Genomic DNA, 21,194 nt, shown 5'->3' on the forward strand with positions numbered 1-21,194 from the left:
GTGTTAGCTGACTTCTCAGTATATGAGATTTTGCTTATGCAATGAGGTAGGTTTGGTTTTTTTTTAATCTTTCTTGTGGTTTATTTGTGTATTTTTTGTTTTTTATTTGCAATTTAAATGGTCGTTTGTGTGTTAATGAATGGTGACTTTATAGTAAAAAATAACAACAAAATGCTATTTATTGCATATTGATTTTTGCCGGTTCAGGCTGCATTATCCGGCAGTCAAAAAAATCGCTGTATTAATCAACTCATTGGATCAGCGTGTACACCACTGTAAATGTATCCCATAACACTAATAACTTTTCGGGATTCAAATATGTCTATTTACGGTGTTCGCTGTGACTAACATCAGCGCATCACTCTATGAGAGGTTCTTGTGACAGACGTAATTAACTTAATGAATGACCTGCTTTGGGGGTCTATTTTAGTTTATCTTTTGGTAGGAGTCGGGATTTACTTCACCTTTCGGTTGGGCTTTATCCAATTTCGCCATTTTGGCCATATGTTTAGCGTGCTAAGAAATAGTCGTAAATCAGACAAATCTGGCATCTCTTCTTTTCAGGCATTATGTACCAGCCTAGCGGCTCGTGTTGGAACCGGGAACATGGCCGGTGTTGCGGTAGCCTTAACATTAGGTGGGCCAGGTGCCATTTTCTGGATGTGGATGACCGCAATGGTCGGAATGGCGACGTCATTTGCTGAGAGTACCTTAGCCCAGCTCTACAAAACACGCGATAAGGATGGCAACTACCGTGGTGGCCCAGCTTATTATATGGAAAAGGGACTCGGAATGCGTTGGATGGGCGTTCTGTTTTCTATCTTTCTGATTATTGCCTTCGGTCTGGTATTTAACGCAGTACAAGCCAATTCAATTTCTAGTGCTATGCATACGGCTTTTGGTTTTCAACCTTTGTATGTCGGTATTGCTATTGTTCTGCTGTCTGCATTTGTCATTTTTGGTGGGATTCGTAAAATTGCCCGCACAGCGGAGCTGATTGTTCCTTTTATGGCGTTAGCCTATATTGTGATTGCCTTGGCGGTCATGATTATTAATATCGATAAGTTGCCTGATGTTATTAGTTTAGTCTTTAGAAGTGCATTTGGATTAGAACAAGCTGCCGCGGGTGGGGTCGGTTATGCCATTGCTCAAGCGATGATTAACGGAGTTAAACGTGGTTTATTCTCAAACGAAGCGGGTATGGGGTCAGCGCCGAATGCTGCTGCATCAGCTACACCTTATCCACCACATCCAGCCTCTCAAGGTTATGTTCAAATGCTTGGTGTATTTGTTGACACGATCGTTATCTGTTCAGCAACTGTGGCGATTATTTTAATGTCTGGTGAATACGTTCCTCATGGCGAACTGACAGGGATTGAATTGACGCAGCGTGCATTAAGTTCCCAAGTTGGTGATTGGGGAAGTATCTTCATTGCTTTCGCTATCTTCTTTTTTGCTTTTACTTCTATTATTGCAAACTACTCTTATGCTGAGACGAATCTAATTTTCTTAGAGCACAATAATAAGAAAGGATTAGTGGTGTTCCGGATCATCGTTTTGGGTATGGTGATGTTTGGTTCGTTAGCCACATTGCCGGTTGTCTGGTCCATGGCGGATGTCTCTATGGGACTGATGGCGATTGTTAACTTAGTGGCAATTTTATTGTTATCAGGAATTGTTGTTAAATTGGCAAAAGATTATAACCGTCAGCTTAAAGCTGGAAAACTTCCCACGTTTGATGCCAATGATTACCCTGAGCTGAAATCTCAGTTAGAAGATGGAATTTGGGATAATCATAAATCGCAATAGATATGCGCTATGAAAAAGATAGTCAAAGCCATGCAGACAATGCATGGCTTTTTTTGTAGGCTAGTAAGTTGCTCAATAACTCAAATATAGGATATAGCGATGTTGATAGTGGTTTCACCGGCAAAGACGCTCGATTATGAGTCCCCGCTGCCTAGCCAAAGTTACACGCAACCCGAATTGATTGAATATTCACAAGCCTTAATCGATGTTTGTCGACAGCTAACGCCTGAGGATATCGCTCGGTTAATGAAAGTCAGCGATAAAATTGCTGGGTTAAATGTTGCTCGTTTTGCCCAGTGGAGTGAACACTTTAGCTTTGAGAATGCACGCCAAGCGATTTTTGCCTTCAAAGGTGATGTCTATACAGGCTTAGCCGCTGATTCATTGAGCGATGAAGGTTTAGCATTCGCTCAACAGCATTTGCGAATACTTTCTGGATTATATGGAGTACTAAAACCGCTCGATCTGATGCAACCTTACCGATTAGAAATGGGGACAAAACTTGATAACCCGCGCGGTAGTAATTTGTACCAATTCTGGGGAGAGATTATCACGGATAAACTCAATGAAGCTATTCAAGCTCAAGATGATCATGTCTTAGTCAATCTTGCCTCTAATGAATATTTTAAAGCGGTTAAAGTGAATCAATTGGATGCGCAGGTTATTACCCCTATCTTTAAAGATCATAAAAATGGTCAATATAAAGTGATCAGCTTTTATGCCAAAAAAGCACGCGGTATGATGGCGCGTTATATTATTGATGAACAAATTTCTTCGGTACAAGCACTGACTCAGTTTAATGTGGCTGGTTACTATTTTGATGAGCAAGAATCAACCCCAACTGAGCTTGTATTCAAACGTGACGAGCAGTGAGGGAGATTTTATGTGGCCGTGGATATCAGATGTTATCGCTCGTTACGATGCATGGTGTAAACAATGGGGGTTAACTCCAGAGCAAAAACGCAGTTGTGTGCCTTATCGACAAGAGAAATACGATGATTCGACAGAGAAGCATAGTGATTTGACAGAGAAGTATAATGATTTAACAGAGAAGCATAGTGATGATGTCACATCATCCCAAGCTAAATGAGTCGGAATATCGGCTGTTTGATACGCACTGCCACCTTGATCTGCCTATCTTTGAGCAGAGATTAGCGTGTGAACTTGAGCGAGCTAAACTGCAAGGTGTGATACGGTTTTTGCTTCCCAGTGTCGGCCCTCAGAATTGGGCCACAGTTGCACGACTCGCTAAATATCATGGTGATATATTCTATTATGCGTTAGGGATTCACCCCCACTTTTTGCCTTCTCTCCCCGTTTGTCATTGCTTTGATCGGTTAGAGCTGTATCTTGCGCAGGCGAGTGATGCCTGTGTGGCTGTCGGAGAGTGCGGCTTAGATGCAATGATCAGTGATACAGCCCAGCACCAAGAAATGATCTTAACAAGGCAGCTAGCGATGGCACAAAACGCTCAGTTACCCGTGATATTGCATAGTCGGAAAACCCATCAGCGTTTATTACAGCTCCTCAAACAGTCGCGTTTTACCCAAGGTGGAGTTATCCATGCTTTCAGCGGCAGTGAACAAGAAGCAAAACAGTTTATTGCATTAGGGTTTAAACTTGGTATTGGTGGTGTTATCACTTATCCAAGAGCGAAAAAAACTCGCCGAACAGTGGCGGCGATCCCGCTTGAACATCTCGTGCTAGAAACCGACTCTCCAGATATGCCATTATTTGGATTTCAAGGGCGCACGAATACTCCGAGCCAGTTACCATTAATCCTCAATGAACTCGCTTTACTCAAGCAACAAGAACCTTATCAATTAGTTGATCAGCTTTGGCAAAATAGCCATCAAGTATTCAAGCTACCAAGCTAGTTTATTTTTCCACGCTTGGCCAATAGGGTTATTAATGGTGACTTTAATCACATAAATATGTGAATGTATAGTGAATCTTATAATAAAGTGTGAACGGTGCGGTACTTTATCTTGATTGCGGTGCGTATAATTGCTCTGCTTTTGAGCTTCATTTTTGTAACACGCCAATATTTAACTTATAAGGAAGTCATAAACCATGAGCCTGTTTATGAGCCTAATCGGTATGATATTTTTACTTGCTATCGCAGTATTATTATCATCAAACCGTAAAGCTATCAATCTCAGAACCGTGGGTGGCGCTTTTGCTATCCAATTTTCCTTAGGGGCATTTATTCTTTATGTTCCTTGGGGACAAGAACTATTACGTGGCTTCTCTGACGCAGTATCGAGCGTTATCAACTATGGTAACGATGGTACATCCTTCTTGTTCGGAGGATTAGTTTCAGGGAAGATGTTTGAGCTGTTTGGTGGGGGCGGATTCATCTTTGCATTCCGCGTTCTTCCAACACTTATTTTCTTCTCTGCTTTGATCTCTGTGCTTTATTATCTTGGTGTTATGCAGTGGGTCATTAGAATTCTAGGCGGCGGGTTACAAAAAGCGCTGGGAACTTCTCGTGCAGAATCGATGTCTGCTGCGGCAAACATTTTCGTAGGGCAAACTGAAGCTCCGTTAGTGGTTCGCCCATTTGTGCCGAAAATGACTCAATCAGAGCTATTTGCTGTGATGTGTGGTGGTTTAGCCTCGATTGCGGGTGGTGTGTTGGCCGGTTATGCCTCAATGGGTGTTAAAATTGAATACTTGGTTGCTGCATCGTTTATGGCTGCCCCCGGCGGGTTACTGTTTGCAAAAATTATCATGCCTGAAACCGACAAGCCGGTTGACCAAATTCATGGCATTGAAGCGGCTGAAGATGAAAAGCCAGCTAACGTGATTGATGCAGCAGCAGGTGGTGCTTCTGCCGGCCTACAATTAGCGCTTAATGTGGGGGCGATGTTGATTGCCTTTATCGGTTTGATAGCTCTGATTAATGGTATGCTTGGTGGTATCGGTGGTTGGTTTGATAAGCCTGAACTGACCTTAGAAATGATTTTAGGTCAGCTATTCTCTCCTTTAGCGTTCATGCTTGGGGTGCCATGGGAAGAAGCCACCATTGCTGGTGAGTTTATTGGTCTAAAAACGGTTGCCAATGAGTTTGTTGCTTATTCTCAGTTTGCGCCTTATCTAACCGATGCCGCGCCTGCGGTATTGACTGAAAAAACCAAAGCGATTATTTCCTTTTCATTGTGTGGTTTTGCGAACTTATCTTCTATCGCAATTCTATTGGGTGGCTTAGGTAGCTTAGCACCTTCACGCCGTGGCGATATTGCTCGCATGGGTATCAAGGCGGTGGTTGCGGGCACACTCTCTAACTTGATGGCAGCGACCATCGCAGGCTTATTCCTTTCTTTCTAACCGGTTAGGAATTGAATTTATAGACGCCAGCTCTTATTCCTCCGTAGCAAGCAGTTGTTACGGGGGAATTTGTGTTTTTAGCCCATCAAAGAGTTTAGGCTTAGGTTATTTTGAGATACAAACCGTTTGCGCTTTCTATCTTGCTATCGTTTTATGAGCAACCGCTATAGCATGTAGTCAGTGAAGTGACAGTCATGTCGATGTTTGATGAGACAAGCGGTAAAATTCAAGCATGGGTAAAATGATTTACCCGAGATAGACACCGCAATCATAGATTGTTGTGCCATACCTATTGGTACTGTGCGGTGACAAGGACAGCAATTGGTGCGATGCACCGAGTCTTCAGGGAACCAAGTCCGTTCATTTTGTGGCTACTTAGTTGAGTGAACGTCACATTAAGTAGTGAACTAATTGAATATATTGATCGGAGATAGAAATGAGCGATTTAAAAGCTGCAGCACGACGTGCACTCAAATTAATGGACTTAACAACATTAAATGACGATGACACTGATGCTAAAGTTATCCAACTTTGTCATGATGCTAAAAGTCCCGTGGGTAATACGGCAGCTATTTGTATTTACCCTCGCTTTATTCCTATTGCTAAGAAGACCCTTCGCGAGCAGGGAACCCCAGAAATTCGAATTGCGACGGTAACGAACTTTCCCCACGGTAATGATGATATTGATATCGCAGTTGCTGAAACTAAGGCTGCAATAGCTTATGGTGCCGATGAGGTTGATGTTGTGTTTCCTTACCGCGCTTTGATGGCGGGCAATCAGCAGGTGGGTTTTGATTTGGTCAAAGCGTGTAAAAACGCTTGTGGCAATCATGTTCTGCTAAAAGTCATTATTGAAACCGGTGAACTAAAAGAAGAAGCATTGATTAAACAAGCCTCGCAAATTGCAATTGAGGCTGGGGCTGATTTTATCAAAACTTCAACCGGTAAAGTGCCTGTCAATGCGACCCCTGAGTATGCTCGAATGATGTTAGAAGTTATTCGTGATATGGGCGTGGCGAAGCAGGTCGGTTTTAAACCTGCAGGTGGTGTTCGTAGCGCTGAAGATGCTGCTCTCTACTTAGCCATGGCAGATGAAATCTTAGGGGATCATTGGGTTGATAGCCGCCATTATCGCTTTGGTGCTTCTAGTTTATTGACCAATCTCCTCAATACATTAGGCGTTTCAGAGCAACAGGCTGATCCTACCGCTTACTAAGTTTCTGGTTTATCTATCGGTGGCGAATCTCGCCACCTAAATCTTCTATACACGATTTAGACCATGGCTCTTATCGAGAGCTTGGGAGGCGCTTATGTCTATATCTCATGCATTTTTACCGCAAGAGATCATCCGTCGCAAGCGTGACGGCGAAGTTTTAACCCGTGAAGAAATCTACTTTTTCATCCAAGGTGTGGCTGATAATAGCGTTTCAGAAGGGCAAATTGCTGCCTTTGCGATGGCCATTTATTTCCAAGAAATGACCATGCCTGAGCGCATTGCATTGACTTGTGCTATGCGTGATTCGGGGATGGTTATCGATTGGACGCACATGAACTTTGATGGCCCAATCGTTGATAAACACTCGACCGGTGGGGTTGGGGATGTGACCTCATTAATGCTCGGCCCTATGGTGGCCGCTTGTGGTGGTTATGTGCCAATGATTTCAGGGCGAGGTTTAGGTCATACCGGGGGTACGCTCGATAAATTAGAGGCGATTCCCGGTTACAACATTATGCCAACCAATGAGCGGTTTGGTGAAGTGACTAAACAGGCCGGCGTGGCGATCATTGGCCAAACGGGCAATCTAGCCCCTGCGGATAAGCGGGTCTATGCGACGCGTGATATCACCGCCACGGTGGATAATATCTCATTAATTACAGCATCGATTTTATCGAAAAAACTCGCAGCCGGTCTCGATGCCTTAGTGATGGACGTCAAAGTCGGTTCTGGCGCGTTTATGCCAACCTATCAAGCCTCTGAAGAATTGGCTAAATCGATCGTGGCAGTGGCGAATGGTGCAGGTACCAAGACTACGGCTATTTTAACCGATATGAACCAAGTATTGGCTTCATCGGCAGGTAATGCGTTAGAGGTGCGTGAAGCCATACGCTTTTTAACTGGTGAATATCGTAACCCTCGCTTATTTGAGGTAACCATGGCCTCGTGTATTGAGATGTTACTGTTGGCTAAATTAGCCAACGATCCTCAAGACGCACGTACCAAGTTACAAGCCGTGCTCGATAACGGACAAGCGGCAGAACGGTTTGGAAAAATGGTGGCAGGACTGGGTGGCCCTCATGACTTGATTGAAAATTATCAACGTTATTTAGACAAAGCGCAGGTGATCAAACCGGTTTATGCTGAGCAAAGCGGTGTCGTCTCTGCTATGGATACCCGCGCGATTGGTATGGCGGTCGTCAGTATGGGCGGTGGACGACGAGTGGCAACTGATGCCATCGATTATGCCGTAGGTTTTGATCAATTTATCCGTTTAGGTGAAAGAGCAGACCACACCACACCACTGGCGGTGATTCATGCCCGCAGTGAAGCACAATGGCATTCTGCTGCGAAAGTACTTCAACAAGCCGTTAAGATTGGCGGCAATTATCAAGAAACTCCGGAAATCTATCGTCAAATTCGACCTGAAGATGTGTAACTCCGGTGAGGAAAAATAATGAAAAGAACATTTATATTAGTTTTAGACTCCTTTGGTATTGGTGCGGCACCTGATGCTGAAAAATTTGGTGATGTTGGCGCGGATACTTTAGGTCATATTGCCGAGCAGTGCCAACAAGGCAAAGCCGATAATGCCGATCGCCAAGGGCCTTTATGTTTACCTAATCTCTCCAAGTTAGGGTTAGCGATGGCACACAAAGAAGCTACAGGACAATTTGCCCCAGGGTTGGATCAACGCGCGGATATTATCGGTGCTTATGGACACGCCGCTGAACTCTCTTCTGGTAAAGATACCCCATCAGGGCATTGGGAAATTGCGGGTGTACCCGTGTTGTTCGAATGGGGCTATTTTAGTGATAAAGAAAACAGCTTCCCTACCGAGCTAATCGACCGCATTTTAAAGCGTGCTGGTTTGGCGGGATTTCTTGGTAATTGCCACGCATCAGGGACGCAAGTGCTTGATGATCTTGGGGAAGAGCATATGGCGACGGGTAAGCCAATTTTCTATACCTCAGCCGATTCAGTATTTCAAATTGCTTGTCATGAAGAGACATTTGGTTTAGATCGTCTGCTTGAATTGTGCCAAATTGCTCGTGAAGAGTTAGCCGATTACAACATTGGTCGGGTGATCGCTCGTCCGTTTGTTGGTGCAGGTAAAGGACAATTTGAACGGACTGGTAACCGCCGCGATCTTTCCGTCGAGCCACCTTCAGCAACCGTATTACAGAAATTAGTTGAAGAAAAACAAGGACAAGTGGTTTCGATTGGTAAAATTGCTGATATTTACGCTAACTGTGGAATTACTAAGAAAGTGAAAGCGACAGGCATTCCTGCACTGTTTGATGCCACGGTGGAGCAAATTCAGCAAGCGGGTGATAACACCATCGTCTTTACCAATTTTGTTGATTTTGATTCAGCTTATGGGCATCGTCGTGATGTGGCCGGTTATGCGGCGGCACTGGAATACTTTGATCGACGTTTACCTGAAATTCTTGCCCAGATGCAAGCTGATGATCTGCTAATACTCACTGCGGATCATGGTTGTGATCCTACTTGGATGGGAACGGATCATACGCGAGAGCACATTCCGGTACTGGTCTTTGGCCAAAAAGTGGCTCCAGGGACATTAGGTTTGCGAGAAACCTTTGCTGATATCGGACAAAGCATTGCGCATTATTTTGGCCTATCTGCGATGGATTACGGAAAAAACTTTTTATAATTATTAATAACAGATAAAAAGTGAACGAAGGCTCAGCTCAATCGGTTGGTTGAGTTGAGCAAAAAACGTTACTAGCGAGATTTTGCCTAATTTATGCTAAGGTCAACAGACCCTAGGGTGGGTTAGAAAAACGCAACATAGGAAAATAAAAATATGGCAACTCCACATATTAATGCTCAGTTGGGTGATTTTGCAGACGTTGTACTTATGCCAGGGGATCCACTACGGGCCAAGTTCATTGCAGAAACTTTTCTTGAAGAGGTCGTACAAGTATGTGACGTCCGTAATATGTTTGGTTATACCGGAACCTACAAAGGTCGCAAAGTCTCAGTGATGGGCCACGGCATGGGGATCCCTTCTTGCTCTATTTATGTGACTGAGCTGATTAAAGACTTTGGGGTCAAAAAAATTATTCGTGTCGGCAGCTGTGGTGCCGTTAACGAAGGAATTAAAGTGCGTGATGTCGTTATCGGTATGGGCGCGTGTACGGATTCGAAAGTGAATCGTATTCGTTTCAAAGATCATGACTTTGCTGCTATTGCAGATTACAAAATGGTCAAAGCGGCTGAAGAAGCGGCGAAAGCTCGCGGTATTGATGTGAAGGTCGGTAATTTATTCTCTGCTGAACTGTTTTATACCCCAGATCCTGACATGTTTGAGGTGATGGATAAATATGGCATTGTCGGAGTTGAGATGGAAGCGGCTGGGATCTATGGCGTTGCAGCGGAATATGGCGCTAAAGCACTCGCGATTTGTACCGTGTCTGATCACATTAAAACCGGTGAACAAACTACCTCTGAAGAGCGTCAAACCACCTTTAATGAAATGATTGAAATCGCATTAGATTCGATTCTTATTGGTGACCAAGCGAACTTTTAATTAAGCGATTAAGTTTGAGATGGAAAAGTTAAGCCTCAGCGAAGCGCTGGGGCTTTTTAGTGGGTCTGTTTCAGTAACCAGTTTTCACTCACTGATTTTGACTTTAATTGGTGACGTAATAGTAAGGTGATCAATACACCACTAATAAAACTCATCAGTAACATCAAATACATATAACGATCACTTTTACGATAATGATGATCGGAAATAGCAGTCACTTTACCTGTTTCAAAGGTAAGGCGAACAAAACCAATGATATTCCCATCATGCAGGACTGGCTCTACCAATTGTTGTCGGCCAATACTTGCTGTTTGTAAAGGCGTATCTAACCCTAATACTTCGCGAGCACTGAGTGCGGCATCACTGGCTGCCAGTTTCACACCTTCCGCATCATAAATGGTTGCATCAAAAACCAAACGTTCCTGAGCGAGTTGGTTGGTGAGGGCTAACAAACGCTCTTGATCTTGTTCGGCCAACATCGCACTTGCAGAAAGAGAGGCTTGGTTGATCAATACCTTGGTTAATGTCTCCAGTTGTTTAGCCTGAATACGTTCATTACCTTTACTAATGACCACACTATTTTGAATGGTGACCAAAAACATCACGATCAATAACAGCATGACGAAACCGCGTAATACGACACGAAATGAAAAAAGTGAGCCATCCATAGACAGTTAACCTGAAAAAATCACACTTAACCCATATTGAGACTTGCGTTTTCAAATTGCAATAGGGTAACGTCTTGTAATCATAACAAAGGAAAGTGGACATGGACGCTGTAAAAACGTTACGCATTAGAAAACATACCACCTTGCTGAATCGTCTTCCTGAAACACGCTTTGCAACACAATTGGATAAAAAAAAGGCCAATTGGATCGTCTTTGCTGAACAGTTAACGCCACAGCAATTTGAAGATATCGATTTTTTCACAGGGCAATACACTGCCATTGTTGAAACATGGAAAGTGGGGGCTTATGAGGTTGCACTCATGGCGGGAGAACTTTCGACTGAGCATCAAACCATCTTGCAAAATTTAAAGCTCGATTATGCGCGCATTGATGAAGTGCCCGATCTTTCTAAACCCGGCTTGATCGTTTTTGATATGGATTCAACCGCTATTCAAATAGAGTGCATTGATGAAATTGCTAAACTGGCCGGCGTCGGTGATGAAGTGGCGCAAGTGACGGAACGAGCAATGCAGGGAGAGTTGGATTTTGAACAAAGTTTACGGCAACGGGTTGGTAAGTTACGTGGGGCTGACGCGGCTATTTTAGCCTCCGTGCGTGATCATCTCCCTTTAATGCCAGAACTGCCCGAATTGATTCATACACTACAACAATTAGGCTGGAAAACGGCAATTGCTTCCGGTGGTTTTACCTATTTTTCCGATCACCTTCAGCAGCAACTTGGCTTTGATTATGCACAATCAAATCAGTTGGAAATCGTCGATGGAAAACTGACAGGTCAAGTCATTGGTCAGGTGGTTGGGGCTCAAACCAAAGCCGATATTTTACTTGAGCTTACCGAGACATTTGCTCTTGAGCAGCATAACACGGTTGCTGTTGGTGATGGTGCGAATGATTTGTTGATGATGAAAACGGCTGGGCTTGGAATTGCCTACCATGCCAAGCCGAAAGTGGAGGCACAAGCTCAAACAGCGATACGCCATAGTAATTTGGGAGGAGTGCTGTGTATTTTGTCTGCTGGCTTAGTAAAACAGCAAAAAGTCAGTTGGAAAGCGCAGCCATCCATCGATACTGATTAAAAAAATCATAACGAGCACAGAGAGAAGCTCGTTATGATAAAAACAGAAGAGGTGTTATGGCTTGATTTCTAAACGAGTCAAAACCTCTTCTGTTATATCAGCAAGCTCTCCATAACCCACGATCGAACCGATCTCTTTTTCCAAATTTTTTGCTTGGCTTAAATTAATTAAAGCCAGCTCATTAAGATCACTTTGTAATAAAGTCGTGAACGGATCAAAAACAGGAGCTGCACAAATTCGAAGAACGTAAAGTTCTCCCATTTCTTTACCTTTGCGGATAAATTCAACTCGTTCTTTTAGTGAATCAAACTCATGCAACAGACGAGATTCAACGGATTGAATACGGTCGGCAAATTTAACCGCTGCGATATACACTTCATGATAATGAGCTTCTGCTTTCTCGATTCGGCGCATCGGTGAGGCAAGTAATGTGTTGGTATGGCCTTTAAAAATAGGTTCAAGAGACAAATGATCACTTTCCCCAAGTTTGGCGAGCAAGGTCAGGTGAGGGGGGAGTGGATAGTTAACGCCAATGACTTTAGGTCTTAGGTTAACGCCGACTTTATCGACAAATATCGGTGAACTGACCATTTTATCGAGCAAGATATTATGTAGCCCTTCGAGGAGAGCGGGGCTCGGTAATTGTTCTTTTTGCGGCAGCAACTTATCTTGATTATGTTCGATAATACTATTAAAAAAGGCGATGCTTTTCATTGTTGCCGAATTTTCCTCAATCATGAGTTGTAAGCGTCGTCCTTCTGGACCAATACGAATGACCTGATAGGGAAGAGCATCGAGCGGTAAGTTGGAGTCATACAGCTTAAGTTCATGATAGTTAATCTGAACTTTGTCGCCCGCTTTAAGCGCGACCGGTTTATCAAGAATAATGCTTAAGCCTCGTTTGGAGAGATCAACCGTAACGCCTTCGGCAATTACCTGTTTTTGCATTTTTAATTGCAATGGGGTACGAAAACGGTACCTCGGTTCTTTACGTCGTGAGCGAGCATCAAAGTAGATTCCCATCGGTTTACCAACCACTTGGCGTGTGTGGCGAAATGCATTTAATTCATTGGCAGCGAGTTTAGGCTTTTCAACCAGTAAATAATCGGTTGCTGCACTGGCATCAGCAATCTCTTGTAGTATTCCGCAGTGCGTCAGTTGATTTGAATGTTCAGCCAGTTCTTTGGCATGTAGTGCTAGCTCTTGGCGTTCTTGATTGGAGAGTTCAAACATGGTGAGCTGAAACGCCTTCCAACTCTCCTTTTTGGCCCCAACATGCCAAAATAGTTTTCGATGAGCGGGGTGCGCCTCGGGCATCATCATCGAAAAAAATAAGGTTTTATCTTGGTGTTGATGTTTAAACGCATACAGTACGTTTCCGCTATCGGCAACCCCTGGTTGGGTGAGTAAGGACATCCGAGAGCGATTAAAAACACTGCCTAGCATTTGTTGGTTACGTTCGTCATGCCAATATTGCCATGTCGGTTGATTATGCTCTGTTAGAAGTACCAGTTTTAAATCATTACCACTAAAAAAGAGGGGGAGGTTACAGGTGTGCTTAAGATAAGTATGTTCGTATCCCCTTGTTCGAGCTCGAATAATTTTATCTTGATTGTCGTGACGAGCTTTTTGATGATTGCTGGCTAAAACCTCATTAATGATATTTTCAACAAGAGTTGTTTCGGTCAGCTTTAACGTTCGTAGAAACTTGACGGCGTCATTATCATAAGAGTCATCAATAGCCAGAATTCGATACTCTACCGTTTCGGTTATGCCGGGTATGGTTAACGTTTTTTCAAGTTCGCTAAAACGAACTTGAATCACTTGGCCTAATTTGTAGTTAAATGCCGCTGGAACTTTAAATTTCCCCCCAGAGGCCGATAAGTCAACGCTGATACCATGCAGAAACTGATCATTGAGGGTTATTTGAACCTGTGTAGCTAGCTTTAAACGATTTTCTTGCCGTTGTAGGTCGTAACCAAGTGTTATTGCTTCGACCTGAAAAGAGGCACTAGTGGCGGATGAGGATTTTGATCCGTCATTCCGTTGTTTCATCACTCGGAAATTATTATGCGTATTGTAGAGGTTTTCCCAAACGCCTTCCGTATAGCCACCAAACTTTTTAATGCCTTTGTGGTAAGCATTAAAGGCAACATCATCAAGCCAATGTTTACGGCCATCTAAATCATATTCTCGGCACTCTCCCTGCACTTTTCCTCGTAAGTCGATGATTTTTGAACAAGGAGCCATTACTCTGTTGAGCTCCATCTTAACTAAAAGTTTGACAGAAGGAGGTTGACCATCTGTTATCTGAGATAGTAGGTACTCAAAATCGGGTGAGTGGTACACCGGAATGAGTTGTTCAGCGAAAGAGAGGATTTCGGATTGCTGCATACGTTTCTAGTAAAGTGAATCTCTGTTAGAGTGAGCCGCTACTGATTTATCGGCGTTACTGCTTTAATCTTTAGAGGTTTATGTGAGTAACATAACTATGATGTTAGTCTATAGTGCAGTGATTTAACTTTTTCATAAACCTTTTAGTTCACAGTTCAGATAAGTTTTGAGGATTCATGGCAAAAGCGAAACGCGCTTATGTGTGTAACGAATGTGGGGCAGATTTTCCACGCTGGCAGGGGCAGTGTAATGCATGTGGGGCCTGGAATACCATTTCTGAAGTACGCTTAGCGGCTTCTCCTCAGGTGGCTCGTCATGAGCGCTTGATGGGGTATGCAGGCGGTGCGGCGGAAACACAAGTACAAACTCTGTCGGAGATTGATCTTCAGGAAGTTCCCCGCTTTAGCAGTGGTTTTAAAGAGTTTGATCGAGTTTTAGGTGGTGGCGTTGTACCCGGAGCGGCCATTTTAATCGGCGGAAATCCTGGAGCCGGTAAGTCAACATTGCTACTACAAACCATGTGTTTGCTTTCTGCTCAGATGCCTACGTTATACGTGACAGGAGAGGAGTCATTACAACAAGTCGCGATGCGCGCAGCTCGGCTTGGATTACCGAAAGAGCATTTAAAAATGCTCTCTGAAACCAATGTTGATCGCGTTTGTCAGATCGCCGAAAAAGAGCAACCTCGCATCATGGTGATTGATTCAATCCAAGTGATGCATGTCGCTGATGTTCAGTCTTCTCCTGGCAGTGTTGCTCAAGTTCGAGAGTCGGCAACAGCCTTGACACGTTACGCGAAACAAAATAATGTCGCGGTGTTTATTGTTGGCCATGTTACCAAAGATGGTACTCTGGCAGGTCCAAAAGTACTGGAGCACATTATCGATTGCTCTGTGCTTCTTGATGGTGGTGCTGATAGCCGCTTTCGAACTTTGCGAAGTCATAAAAACCGCTTTGGGGCGGTTAATGAGCTGGGCGTGTTTGCTATGACAGGGCAAGGCTTGCGAGAAGTGAGCAATCCTTCAGCAATCTTTTTATCTCGCGGAGAAGAAGCAACCTCAGGGAGTTCTGTCATGGTGGTTTGGGAAGGAACTCGCCCACTATTGGTTGAAATTCAAGCATTGGTGGATTATTCCCAGTTAGCAAATCCTAGACGAGTCGCGGTTGGCTTAGAGCAAAACCGGCTGTCACTCTTGTTAGCGGTATTACATAAACATGGTGGCTTACAAATGGCCGATCAGGACGTGTTTGTGAATGTTGTTGGTGGGGTGAAGGTGACAGAAACCAGTGCTGACCTTGCCTTACTGATGGCCTTGCTATCGAGTTTTCGGGATAAGCCTTTACCTAAAGATGTGGTCGTGTTCGGTGAAGTTGGCTTGGCTGGTGAAATACGTCCTGTTCCAAGCGGACAAGAGCGGCTTAATGAGGCTTTTAAACATGGTTTTACGAAAGCAATTGTGCCTATTGCTAATATGCCCAAAAATGGAATTACTGGTATGCAGATACATGGCGTGAGAAAGTTATCGGAAGCGATTAGTGCTTTTGATGAACTTTAAATCTGGGCTACACGACCAATCAGCAGGATTTTCTTAATGGTGGTGTGTGATGGCGAAGTAAATTTCACCGATCTTTACTCGCGTCTTTCGCCGCTATCACCTATATTTCATCAGCAATAGACAATCATTAACTATTTTTTTTCAGCAAGCGTAAGCAGGGCTATCAGTCTTGACAGATTGTGATATACTCTGCGCGCACTTTATACCTTATTAACAGAGTAAGACAATGACCGACTTATCAAAATACAGAAACATTGGTATTTTTGCTCACGTAGATGCGGGGAAAACTACCTCTACCGAGCGTATCCTAAAGCTAACTGGTAAAATCCATAAAATGGGTGACAGTCACGACGGTACGACCACCACTGACTTTATGGAACAGGAAGCTGAACGTGGTATTACTATCCAGTCGGCTGCGACTACTTGTTTCTGGAAAGATCACCGCCTAAACATCATCGATACTCCTGGACACGTAGACTTCACTATTGAAGTTTATCGTTCTTTGAAAGTTCTTGACGGTGGTATCGGTGTATTCTGTGGTTCTGGTGGTGTTGAACCTCAATCAGAAACCAACTGGCGTTATGCTGATGACTCACACGTATCACGGATTATTTTCGTCAATAAACTGGACCGTATGGGTGCAGATTTCTACCGTGTCGTTGATCAAGTGAAGAATGTTCTTGGCGCTACACCACTTGTGATGACTCTACCTATCGGTATCGAAGACGATTTCAAAGGCGTAGTCGATGTACTGAGCCAAAAAGCATACATTTGGGATGATTCAGGTTTACCAGAAAACTACGAAGTTACTGATATTCCAGCTGATATGGTTGAGAAAGCGGCTGAATACCGTGAGCTGTTGATTGAAACTGCTGTTGAGATGGATGATGAACTCATGATGGCTTACATGGAAGGTGAAGAACCTTCTCTAGAAGACATCAAACGTTGTATTCGTAAAGGTACTCGTGATCTAGCATTCTTCCCAACTTACTGTGGTTCTGCTTACAAAAACAAAGGTATGCAGCTTATCCTAGATGCAGTTGTTGATTACCTACCATCGCCAACTGAAGTTGATCCTCAGCCTCTGACTGATCCTGAAACGGGTGAAGCAACAGGTAAAGTTGCGACAGTCTCTGCTGATGAGCCACTACGCGCGCTTGCGTTTAAGATCATGGATGACCGTTTTGGTGCCTTGACCTTTATCCGTATCTACTCAGGTAAGATGAAAAAAGGCGACACCATTCTTAACAGTGCTACAGGTAAAACTGAACGTATCGGCCGTATGGTTGAAATGCACGCTGACCAACGTAACGAAATTGATTCTGCGCAAGCGGGTGACATCATCGCTGTTGTTGGCATGAAGAACGTTCAAACTGGTCACACTCTTTGTGATCCAAAGCACGAATGTACGCTAGAACCAATGATCTTCCCAGATCCAGTTATCTCTATCGCGGTTAAGCCTAAAGATAAAAATGGTTCAGAGAAAATGGGTATTGCGATCGGTAAAATGGTTGCAGAAGATCCATCATTCCAAGTTGAAACTGACGAAGATTCAGGCGAAACCATCCTTAAAGGTATGGGTGAACTTCACCTAGATATCAAAGTTGATATCCTGAAACGTACTTATGGTGTTGAGCTAGAAGTCGGTGCACCGCAAGTTGCTTATCGTGAGACAATCACCAAAGCGGTTGAAGATAGCTACACACACAAGAAACAGTCTGGTGGTTCTGGTCAGTTCGGTAAGATTGATTACCGTATCAAGCCTGGTGAACTAAATTCTGGTTTCACTTTCAAATCAACGGTTGTTGGTGGTAACGTTCCTAAGGAATTCTGGCCAGCAATCGAAAAAGGTTTTGCAGGCATGATGCAAGAGGGTGTTCTTGCGGGCTTCCCAACTCTGGACGTTGAAGTTGAACTATTTGATGGTGGCTTCCACGCAGTGGACTCATCTGCAATCGCATTTGAAATCGCGGCGAAAGGTGCATTCCGTCAATCTATGCCTAAAGCGGGCCCACAACTTCTTGAGCCTATCATGAAAGTTGACGTGTTCACTCCAGACGATCACGTCGGTGACGTTATCGGTGACTTAAACCGTCGTCGCGGTATGATCAAAGACCAAGAAGCGGGTGTAACTGGCGTTCGTGTTAAAGCTGATGTTCCACTATCTGAAATGTTTGGTTATATCGGTACGCTACGTACAATGACATCTGGTCGTGGTCAGTTCTCTATGGAGTTCTCACACTACGCACCATGTCCAGCTAACGTTGCTGAAGCCGTGATTGCTGACGTTAAAGCGAAAAAAGAGAAGAAGTAATTCTTTAATTTAGATGCTTAAAAAGCCCCATCAGTAAAGCTGATGGGGCTTTTTTATGGAGCTGATTTTGTTATTCGATGCTAAACCTAAATTCCTGCTTTATTATCGAGTCAACAATAAGATTATTAGTCTCTCGTTTGCGCGTTATTTTTCCCAGACGATCAATTGATCTTTTGGCCAGTTTTGTCCGACTTCATGATATTTTTGTTCTAATACGTGCCGTTTTATTTTTAAAGTTGGCGTCAGAATACCATTATCAATACTCCAAGGATCTTTAATCATCAACACCCCTTTTATCTGTTCATGAGACTCAAGTTGCGCATTGATTTTATCGATCACTTTTTTTGTGGTTCTTTCATAGCGAGCTTTATCAAAATGAGGAAAGTTGTGAGGTACAACGAGTAAAATGGGGGCTGGTAAACCAAGACCGATCAAACAGAGCATTTCTACCCGGCTGTATTCAAAGAGTTTATTTTCAATCGGTACTGGAGAGACAAATTTTCCTTTTGCTGTTTTAAAGGTATCTTTAATTCGGCCTTGGATAGTTAAGTAGCCATCAGCATCAATATTTCCTTTATCACCCGTGTGTAGCCAACCGTCACTATCAAATGCTTCCTTCGTCGCGGTATCATTTTTGTAGTATCCAGAGAACACTCCTTTGCTATGCACCAGTATTTCTCCTTCATCGGTAATTTTTAGACGAATACCTGGGCCGGAGTGACCAACCGTGCCTATTTTATCGGCTCTAAAAGGATAATTAAGTGTGCTATAAGCAAAAGACTCTGTCATCCCCCAAGCTTCAGTGATACTGAGTCCAACACTGTGATACCACTTAAGTAATGCAGGCGAGACGGGGGCTGAACCACAACCGAGTACCCGAGCTTTGTTTAAACCAAGCCCATCGGCTAATTTTCGTTTGATTAAGCTATTTACTAACGGAATTTTGAGTAAAATATCGAGTTTTCTCTGTGGCAATTTATCTTGAATACGTTGCTGAAACAGAGTCCATAGCCTAGGTACGGAGATAAATAGCGTTGGACGCTGCATTTTTACATCTTCAATAAACGTATCTAAGGATTCAGGAAATGCGGTTAAGACACCGCCTTGAATTGAGGTACCAAAGACATAAACTCGTTCGGTAATATGAGCGAGTGGGAGGTAGGAAAACAGCCTATCTTCTTTTTCAATGCCAATCTGGTTGAGCAATTGTTGTACTGACCAAGAAAAAGCACCATAAGTGAGCATAGCTCCTTTTGGCAAGCCTGATGTGCCGGATGTGTATACCAAAGACATCAGTTTATCATCGTAATGTTGTGGTCGTTCTTCACTGGGTAAATGTTGCTTTATTAAGTCATGATATTGATATTGGCATTGAGGAGCAGAAGGATAGGGTAACGCAATACTGAGTAAATCAGGCATCTCCTCTAATACTTGGGTTGTGGCTTTCGCATCATCAAGTTTACCGGCAATTAATATTTTACTTTCACTGTGACGGATACAATATTCAATGGTATCAGAGCCTGCTGTAGGAAAAATTGGAACACTGACATAATCGCCGAGCATCATCGCTAGATCGCAGATAAACCATTCAGCACAGTTTTTAGAGATTAATGCTATTTTATCTCCAGGTTCCGCGCCTAAAGCTCGCAATGCTGAAACAAGCCTTAATGCGCTATCAGCGACTTGAGAAAATGTGAGCTCAACAAATTCGCGATTGATAATTTGTCGGAGATACACATCGTGAGGACGAGTTTGTGCCCAAGTTAAAATCATTTCATTGGGTGGCGGGAGAGCACAAGTTGTTTGGCTTAACTTGTTAGGATGGTTCATTCTCTAACTCCATGTTTGATTTGTTATATTTATGTTAATTAACTATAAATGTAGCACAGGAGTCAGAGGATGTTAGTGGAATTAACTCACATTTATTGCCTATGACCGATTTTTATAATTTAAATAAAAGTATTATTTTTTTAACAACAGACCCTAGTTATCGATCTTGCGGATCGACTTCTGGATAAGCTTCAATGACCCGTTTAATATAATCCTGATGATAACGCAGTGCATTAACGCAATGTTTATCTAATTTACCAGCGTTCACCATTTTCTCTAATTCTAATAAGGCAAAAGGGATCGACCACGCTTGTTTATAAGGCCGATGATTGGTTAAGGCATCAAAAATATTGGCAACAGCAATAATCCGAGCCGAGATAGGAATGGATTCTTCAGTTAATCCATAAGGGTAGCCACTGCCATCAAGAAACTCATGGTGATAAGCCACAATTTCTTTAAGAATAGACACGCTAGGATGTTCTGGCGAGCCGATCTCATCAATGATTTGGTTAATGATCTCAATGCCCTTCTCTACATGCTGATTTAATAATACTCGTTCATCATGACCTAGAGCGCTCGGTTTATTTAAAAGTTGGCTTGGAACTGACAGTTTTCCGATGTCATGGCATTTAGAAAATTGGCTAATATGTTCGATGAGTTCATCATCTAATTGATAAATACTCGCCACTTCTAAAGCTATTACCCGAGCAAAACGGCTGATCCGCTCTTTGTGTGCTCTAGACTCTTGCCAATGTTCAACTGATTTTTCATTTATCTCAGTGGCAGCAGTGATCAGTGAATGGACTAAATCATATTCAGAGCTAACGACAAAACGAATGATGTCAATAAAAGGTTTGAGAGTGGTATATTTTTCCGGATTAAAAGCATTTTTTTCACAAGAATTAAGAAAGATAAACCCAATAAAGGTTTGCGCGTGATAAACAGGTAAGGCCAAAGAGGACTGAAAACCTTGTGCGATTAACCAACGGTTATGCGGATGGGTCGAATTGAGTTCGTGCGGTAGGTCATTAATATAACGAACTTCTCCGGATTCGATACACTGCCTTAGTGAAGGTAAGTCATTCAAAACGCAAGAGTAATGGGCGAGTTCAAGGCCGTTTAATGTGCTACCCGCGTATGTTTTTAATTCATCATGCTCGGCATCGTATAGCGCAAAAGAGAGGCGTGCAATCATTGGATCGTGGGTGATGATCCGCTGATGAATATGAGACAATTGATGATTTAACGTTCCAGCAATAGCAAAGAAGTCATGTAAATCGTTATTCTCCATATCGGTGCCATCCTTCTTGTTGGTGCGATTATTTTCTATTTTATGCCGTTCAACTAGGGGTATACCCTTCCTACTTGAAGCTGCAGGGGGGCTACGTTCGTTCACCCCAATCACATAGCTTGCCTATGCTCAT

Annotated in this window: 16 protein-coding genes; 12 read left to right on the forward strand and 4 right to left on the reverse strand. The window is 43.2% G+C overall.

Translation table 11 applies throughout. The annotated features are described in order from the left end of the window. Positions 1–378: 378 nt before the first annotated feature. The 9 genes from CAG57_RS07345 (at position 379) to deoD (ending at position 9,911) form a co-directional block, all read left to right on the forward strand. On the forward strand, positions 379–1,809 hold the full coding sequence (locus CAG57_RS07345) for an alanine/glycine:cation symporter family protein (protein ID WP_099611850.1): 1,431 nt from the start codon (positions 379–381) through the stop codon (positions 1,807–1,809). Between the two features lie 99 nt (positions 1,810–1,908). Next, complete coding sequence (gene yaaA / locus CAG57_RS07350; RefSeq protein ID WP_099611851.1) at positions 1,909–2,682, forward strand: peroxide stress protein YaaA; 774 nt, start codon at positions 1,909–1,911, stop codon at positions 2,680–2,682. Between the two features lie 10 nt (positions 2,683–2,692). Then, entirely contained in the window at positions 2,693–2,899 is a 207-nt protein-coding gene (locus CAG57_RS16050) for a hypothetical protein (RefSeq protein ID WP_099611852.1), read from the forward strand. Beyond that, complete coding sequence (locus CAG57_RS07355; protein WP_237665731.1) at positions 2,871–3,686, forward strand: TatD family hydrolase; 816 nt, start codon at positions 2,871–2,873, stop codon at positions 3,684–3,686. The genes CAG57_RS16050 and CAG57_RS07355 overlap by 29 nt, the downstream gene beginning before the upstream one ends. A 196-nt stretch (positions 3,687–3,882) precedes the next feature. Next, a complete protein-coding gene (locus CAG57_RS07360; protein ID WP_161427064.1) occupies positions 3,883–5,139 on the forward strand; it encodes a NupC/NupG family nucleoside CNT transporter in 1,257 nt (418 codons plus the stop codon). Between the two features lie 436 nt (positions 5,140–5,575). Beyond that, positions 5,576–6,355, forward strand: coding sequence for a deoxyribose-phosphate aldolase (gene deoC / locus CAG57_RS07365; protein ID WP_099611855.1), 780 nt, complete (start codon positions 5,576–5,578; stop codon positions 6,353–6,355). Between the two features lie 94 nt (positions 6,356–6,449). After that, positions 6,450–7,793 (forward strand): thymidine phosphorylase, encoded by a 1,344-nt coding sequence (deoA, locus tag CAG57_RS07370; protein ID WP_161427063.1) that lies wholly within the window; start codon positions 6,450–6,452, stop codon positions 7,791–7,793. Positions 7,794–7,811: 18 nt separating this feature from the next. Next, the gene (locus tag CAG57_RS07375) at positions 7,812–9,032 is read left to right on the forward strand and encodes a phosphopentomutase (RefSeq protein ID WP_161427062.1); all 1,221 of its coding nucleotides are present in this window, start codon (positions 7,812–7,814) and stop codon (positions 9,030–9,032) included. A 153-nt stretch (positions 9,033–9,185) separates the two neighbouring features. After that, a complete protein-coding gene (gene deoD / locus CAG57_RS07380) occupies positions 9,186–9,911 on the forward strand; it encodes a purine-nucleoside phosphorylase (RefSeq protein ID WP_099611856.1) in 726 nt (241 codons plus the stop codon). A gap of 56 nt (positions 9,912–9,967) precedes the next feature. On the opposite strand, the gene CAG57_RS07385 is transcribed toward deoD, so the two are convergent. Further along, a complete protein-coding gene (locus CAG57_RS07385) occupies positions 9,968–10,579 on the reverse strand; it encodes a YtjB family periplasmic protein (RefSeq protein WP_099611857.1) in 612 nt (203 codons plus the stop codon). 101 nt (positions 10,580–10,680) lie between these two features. Between CAG57_RS07385 and serB the strand changes: the two genes are divergently transcribed. Beyond that, a complete protein-coding gene (serB, locus tag CAG57_RS07390) occupies positions 10,681–11,676 on the forward strand; it encodes a phosphoserine phosphatase (protein ID WP_161427061.1) in 996 nt (331 codons plus the stop codon). A gap of 54 nt (positions 11,677–11,730) precedes the next feature. Here serB and CAG57_RS07395 read toward each other — a convergent pair whose 3' ends face one another. Further along, the gene (locus CAG57_RS07395) at positions 11,731–14,070 is read right to left on the reverse strand and encodes a PilZ domain-containing protein (protein WP_099611858.1); all 2,340 of its coding nucleotides are present in this window, start codon (positions 14,068–14,070) and stop codon (positions 11,731–11,733) included. 176 nt (positions 14,071–14,246) lie between these two features. Here CAG57_RS07395 and radA point away from each other — a divergent pair, with 176 nt between their 5' ends. Both radA and fusA read left to right on the forward strand, forming a co-directional pair. Beyond that, positions 14,247–15,626 carry a DNA repair protein RadA gene (gene radA / locus CAG57_RS07400; RefSeq protein WP_099611859.1) on the forward strand — a complete coding sequence of 460 codons (1,380 nt, stop codon included), beginning with the start codon at positions 14,247–14,249 and terminating at the stop codon, positions 15,624–15,626. A 226-nt stretch (positions 15,627–15,852) separates the two neighbouring features. Further along, positions 15,853–17,940 carry an elongation factor G gene (fusA, locus tag CAG57_RS07405; RefSeq protein WP_099611860.1) on the forward strand — a complete coding sequence of 696 codons (2,088 nt, stop codon included), beginning with the start codon at positions 15,853–15,855 and terminating at the stop codon, positions 17,938–17,940. Between the two features lie 144 nt (positions 17,941–18,084). Here the strand turns inward: fusA and CAG57_RS07410 are convergent, their stop codons facing one another. After that, entirely contained in the window at positions 18,085–19,770 is a 1,686-nt protein-coding gene (locus CAG57_RS07410) for an AMP-binding protein (RefSeq protein WP_161428045.1), read from the reverse strand. Positions 19,771–19,927: 157 nt separating this feature from the next. Next, complete coding sequence (locus CAG57_RS07415) at positions 19,928–21,061, reverse strand: HD-GYP domain-containing protein (protein WP_161428044.1); 1,134 nt, start codon at positions 21,059–21,061, stop codon at positions 19,928–19,930. Between the last annotated feature and the right edge of the window lie 133 nt (positions 21,062–21,194).

The organism is Vibrio sp. V30_P3S12P165 (assembly GCF_009904905.1).
Lineage (GTDB): Bacteria > Pseudomonadota > Gammaproteobacteria > Enterobacterales > Vibrionaceae > Vibrio > Vibrio fujianensis.

What these genes read in the sequence shown, in the direction of transcription:
- CAG57_RS07360 (WP_161427064.1), top strand. Translation starts at nt 3,883, where the DNA reads ATGAGCCTGTTTATGAGCCTAATCGGTATGATATTTTTACTTGCTATC.
- CAG57_RS07415 (WP_161428044.1), bottom strand. Translation starts at nt 21,061, where the DNA reads ATGGAGAATAACGATTTACATGACTTCTTTGCTATTGCTGGAACGTTA.
- deoD (WP_099611856.1), top strand. Translation starts at nt 9,186, where the DNA reads ATGGCAACTCCACATATTAATGCTCAGTTGGGTGATTTTGCAGACGTT.
- fusA (WP_099611860.1), top strand. Translation starts at nt 15,853, where the DNA reads ATGACCGACTTATCAAAATACAGAAACATTGGTATTTTTGCTCACGTA.
- deoC (WP_099611855.1), top strand. Translation starts at nt 5,576, where the DNA reads ATGAGCGATTTAAAAGCTGCAGCACGACGTGCACTCAAATTAATGGAC.
- CAG57_RS16050 (WP_099611852.1), top strand. Translation starts at nt 2,693, where the DNA reads ATGTGGCCGTGGATATCAGATGTTATCGCTCGTTACGATGCATGGTGT.
- serB (WP_161427061.1), top strand. Translation starts at nt 10,681, where the DNA reads ATGGACGCTGTAAAAACGTTACGCATTAGAAAACATACCACCTTGCTG.
- CAG57_RS07375 (WP_161427062.1), top strand. Translation starts at nt 7,812, where the DNA reads ATGAAAAGAACATTTATATTAGTTTTAGACTCCTTTGGTATTGGTGCG.
- deoA (WP_161427063.1), top strand. Translation starts at nt 6,450, where the DNA reads ATGTCTATATCTCATGCATTTTTACCGCAAGAGATCATCCGTCGCAAG.
- yaaA (WP_099611851.1), top strand. Translation starts at nt 1,909, where the DNA reads ATGTTGATAGTGGTTTCACCGGCAAAGACGCTCGATTATGAGTCCCCG.
- CAG57_RS07385 (WP_099611857.1), bottom strand. Translation starts at nt 10,579, where the DNA reads ATGGATGGCTCACTTTTTTCATTTCGTGTCGTATTACGCGGTTTCGTC.
- CAG57_RS07395 (WP_099611858.1), bottom strand. Translation starts at nt 14,070, where the DNA reads ATGCAGCAATCCGAAATCCTCTCTTTCGCTGAACAACTCATTCCGGTG.
- CAG57_RS07355 (WP_237665731.1), top strand. Translation starts at nt 2,871, where the DNA reads ATGATGTCACATCATCCCAAGCTAAATGAGTCGGAATATCGGCTGTTT.
- radA (WP_099611859.1), top strand. Translation starts at nt 14,247, where the DNA reads ATGGCAAAAGCGAAACGCGCTTATGTGTGTAACGAATGTGGGGCAGAT.
- CAG57_RS07410 (WP_161428045.1), bottom strand. Translation starts at nt 19,770, where the DNA reads ATGAACCATCCTAACAAGTTAAGCCAAACAACTTGTGCTCTCCCGCCA.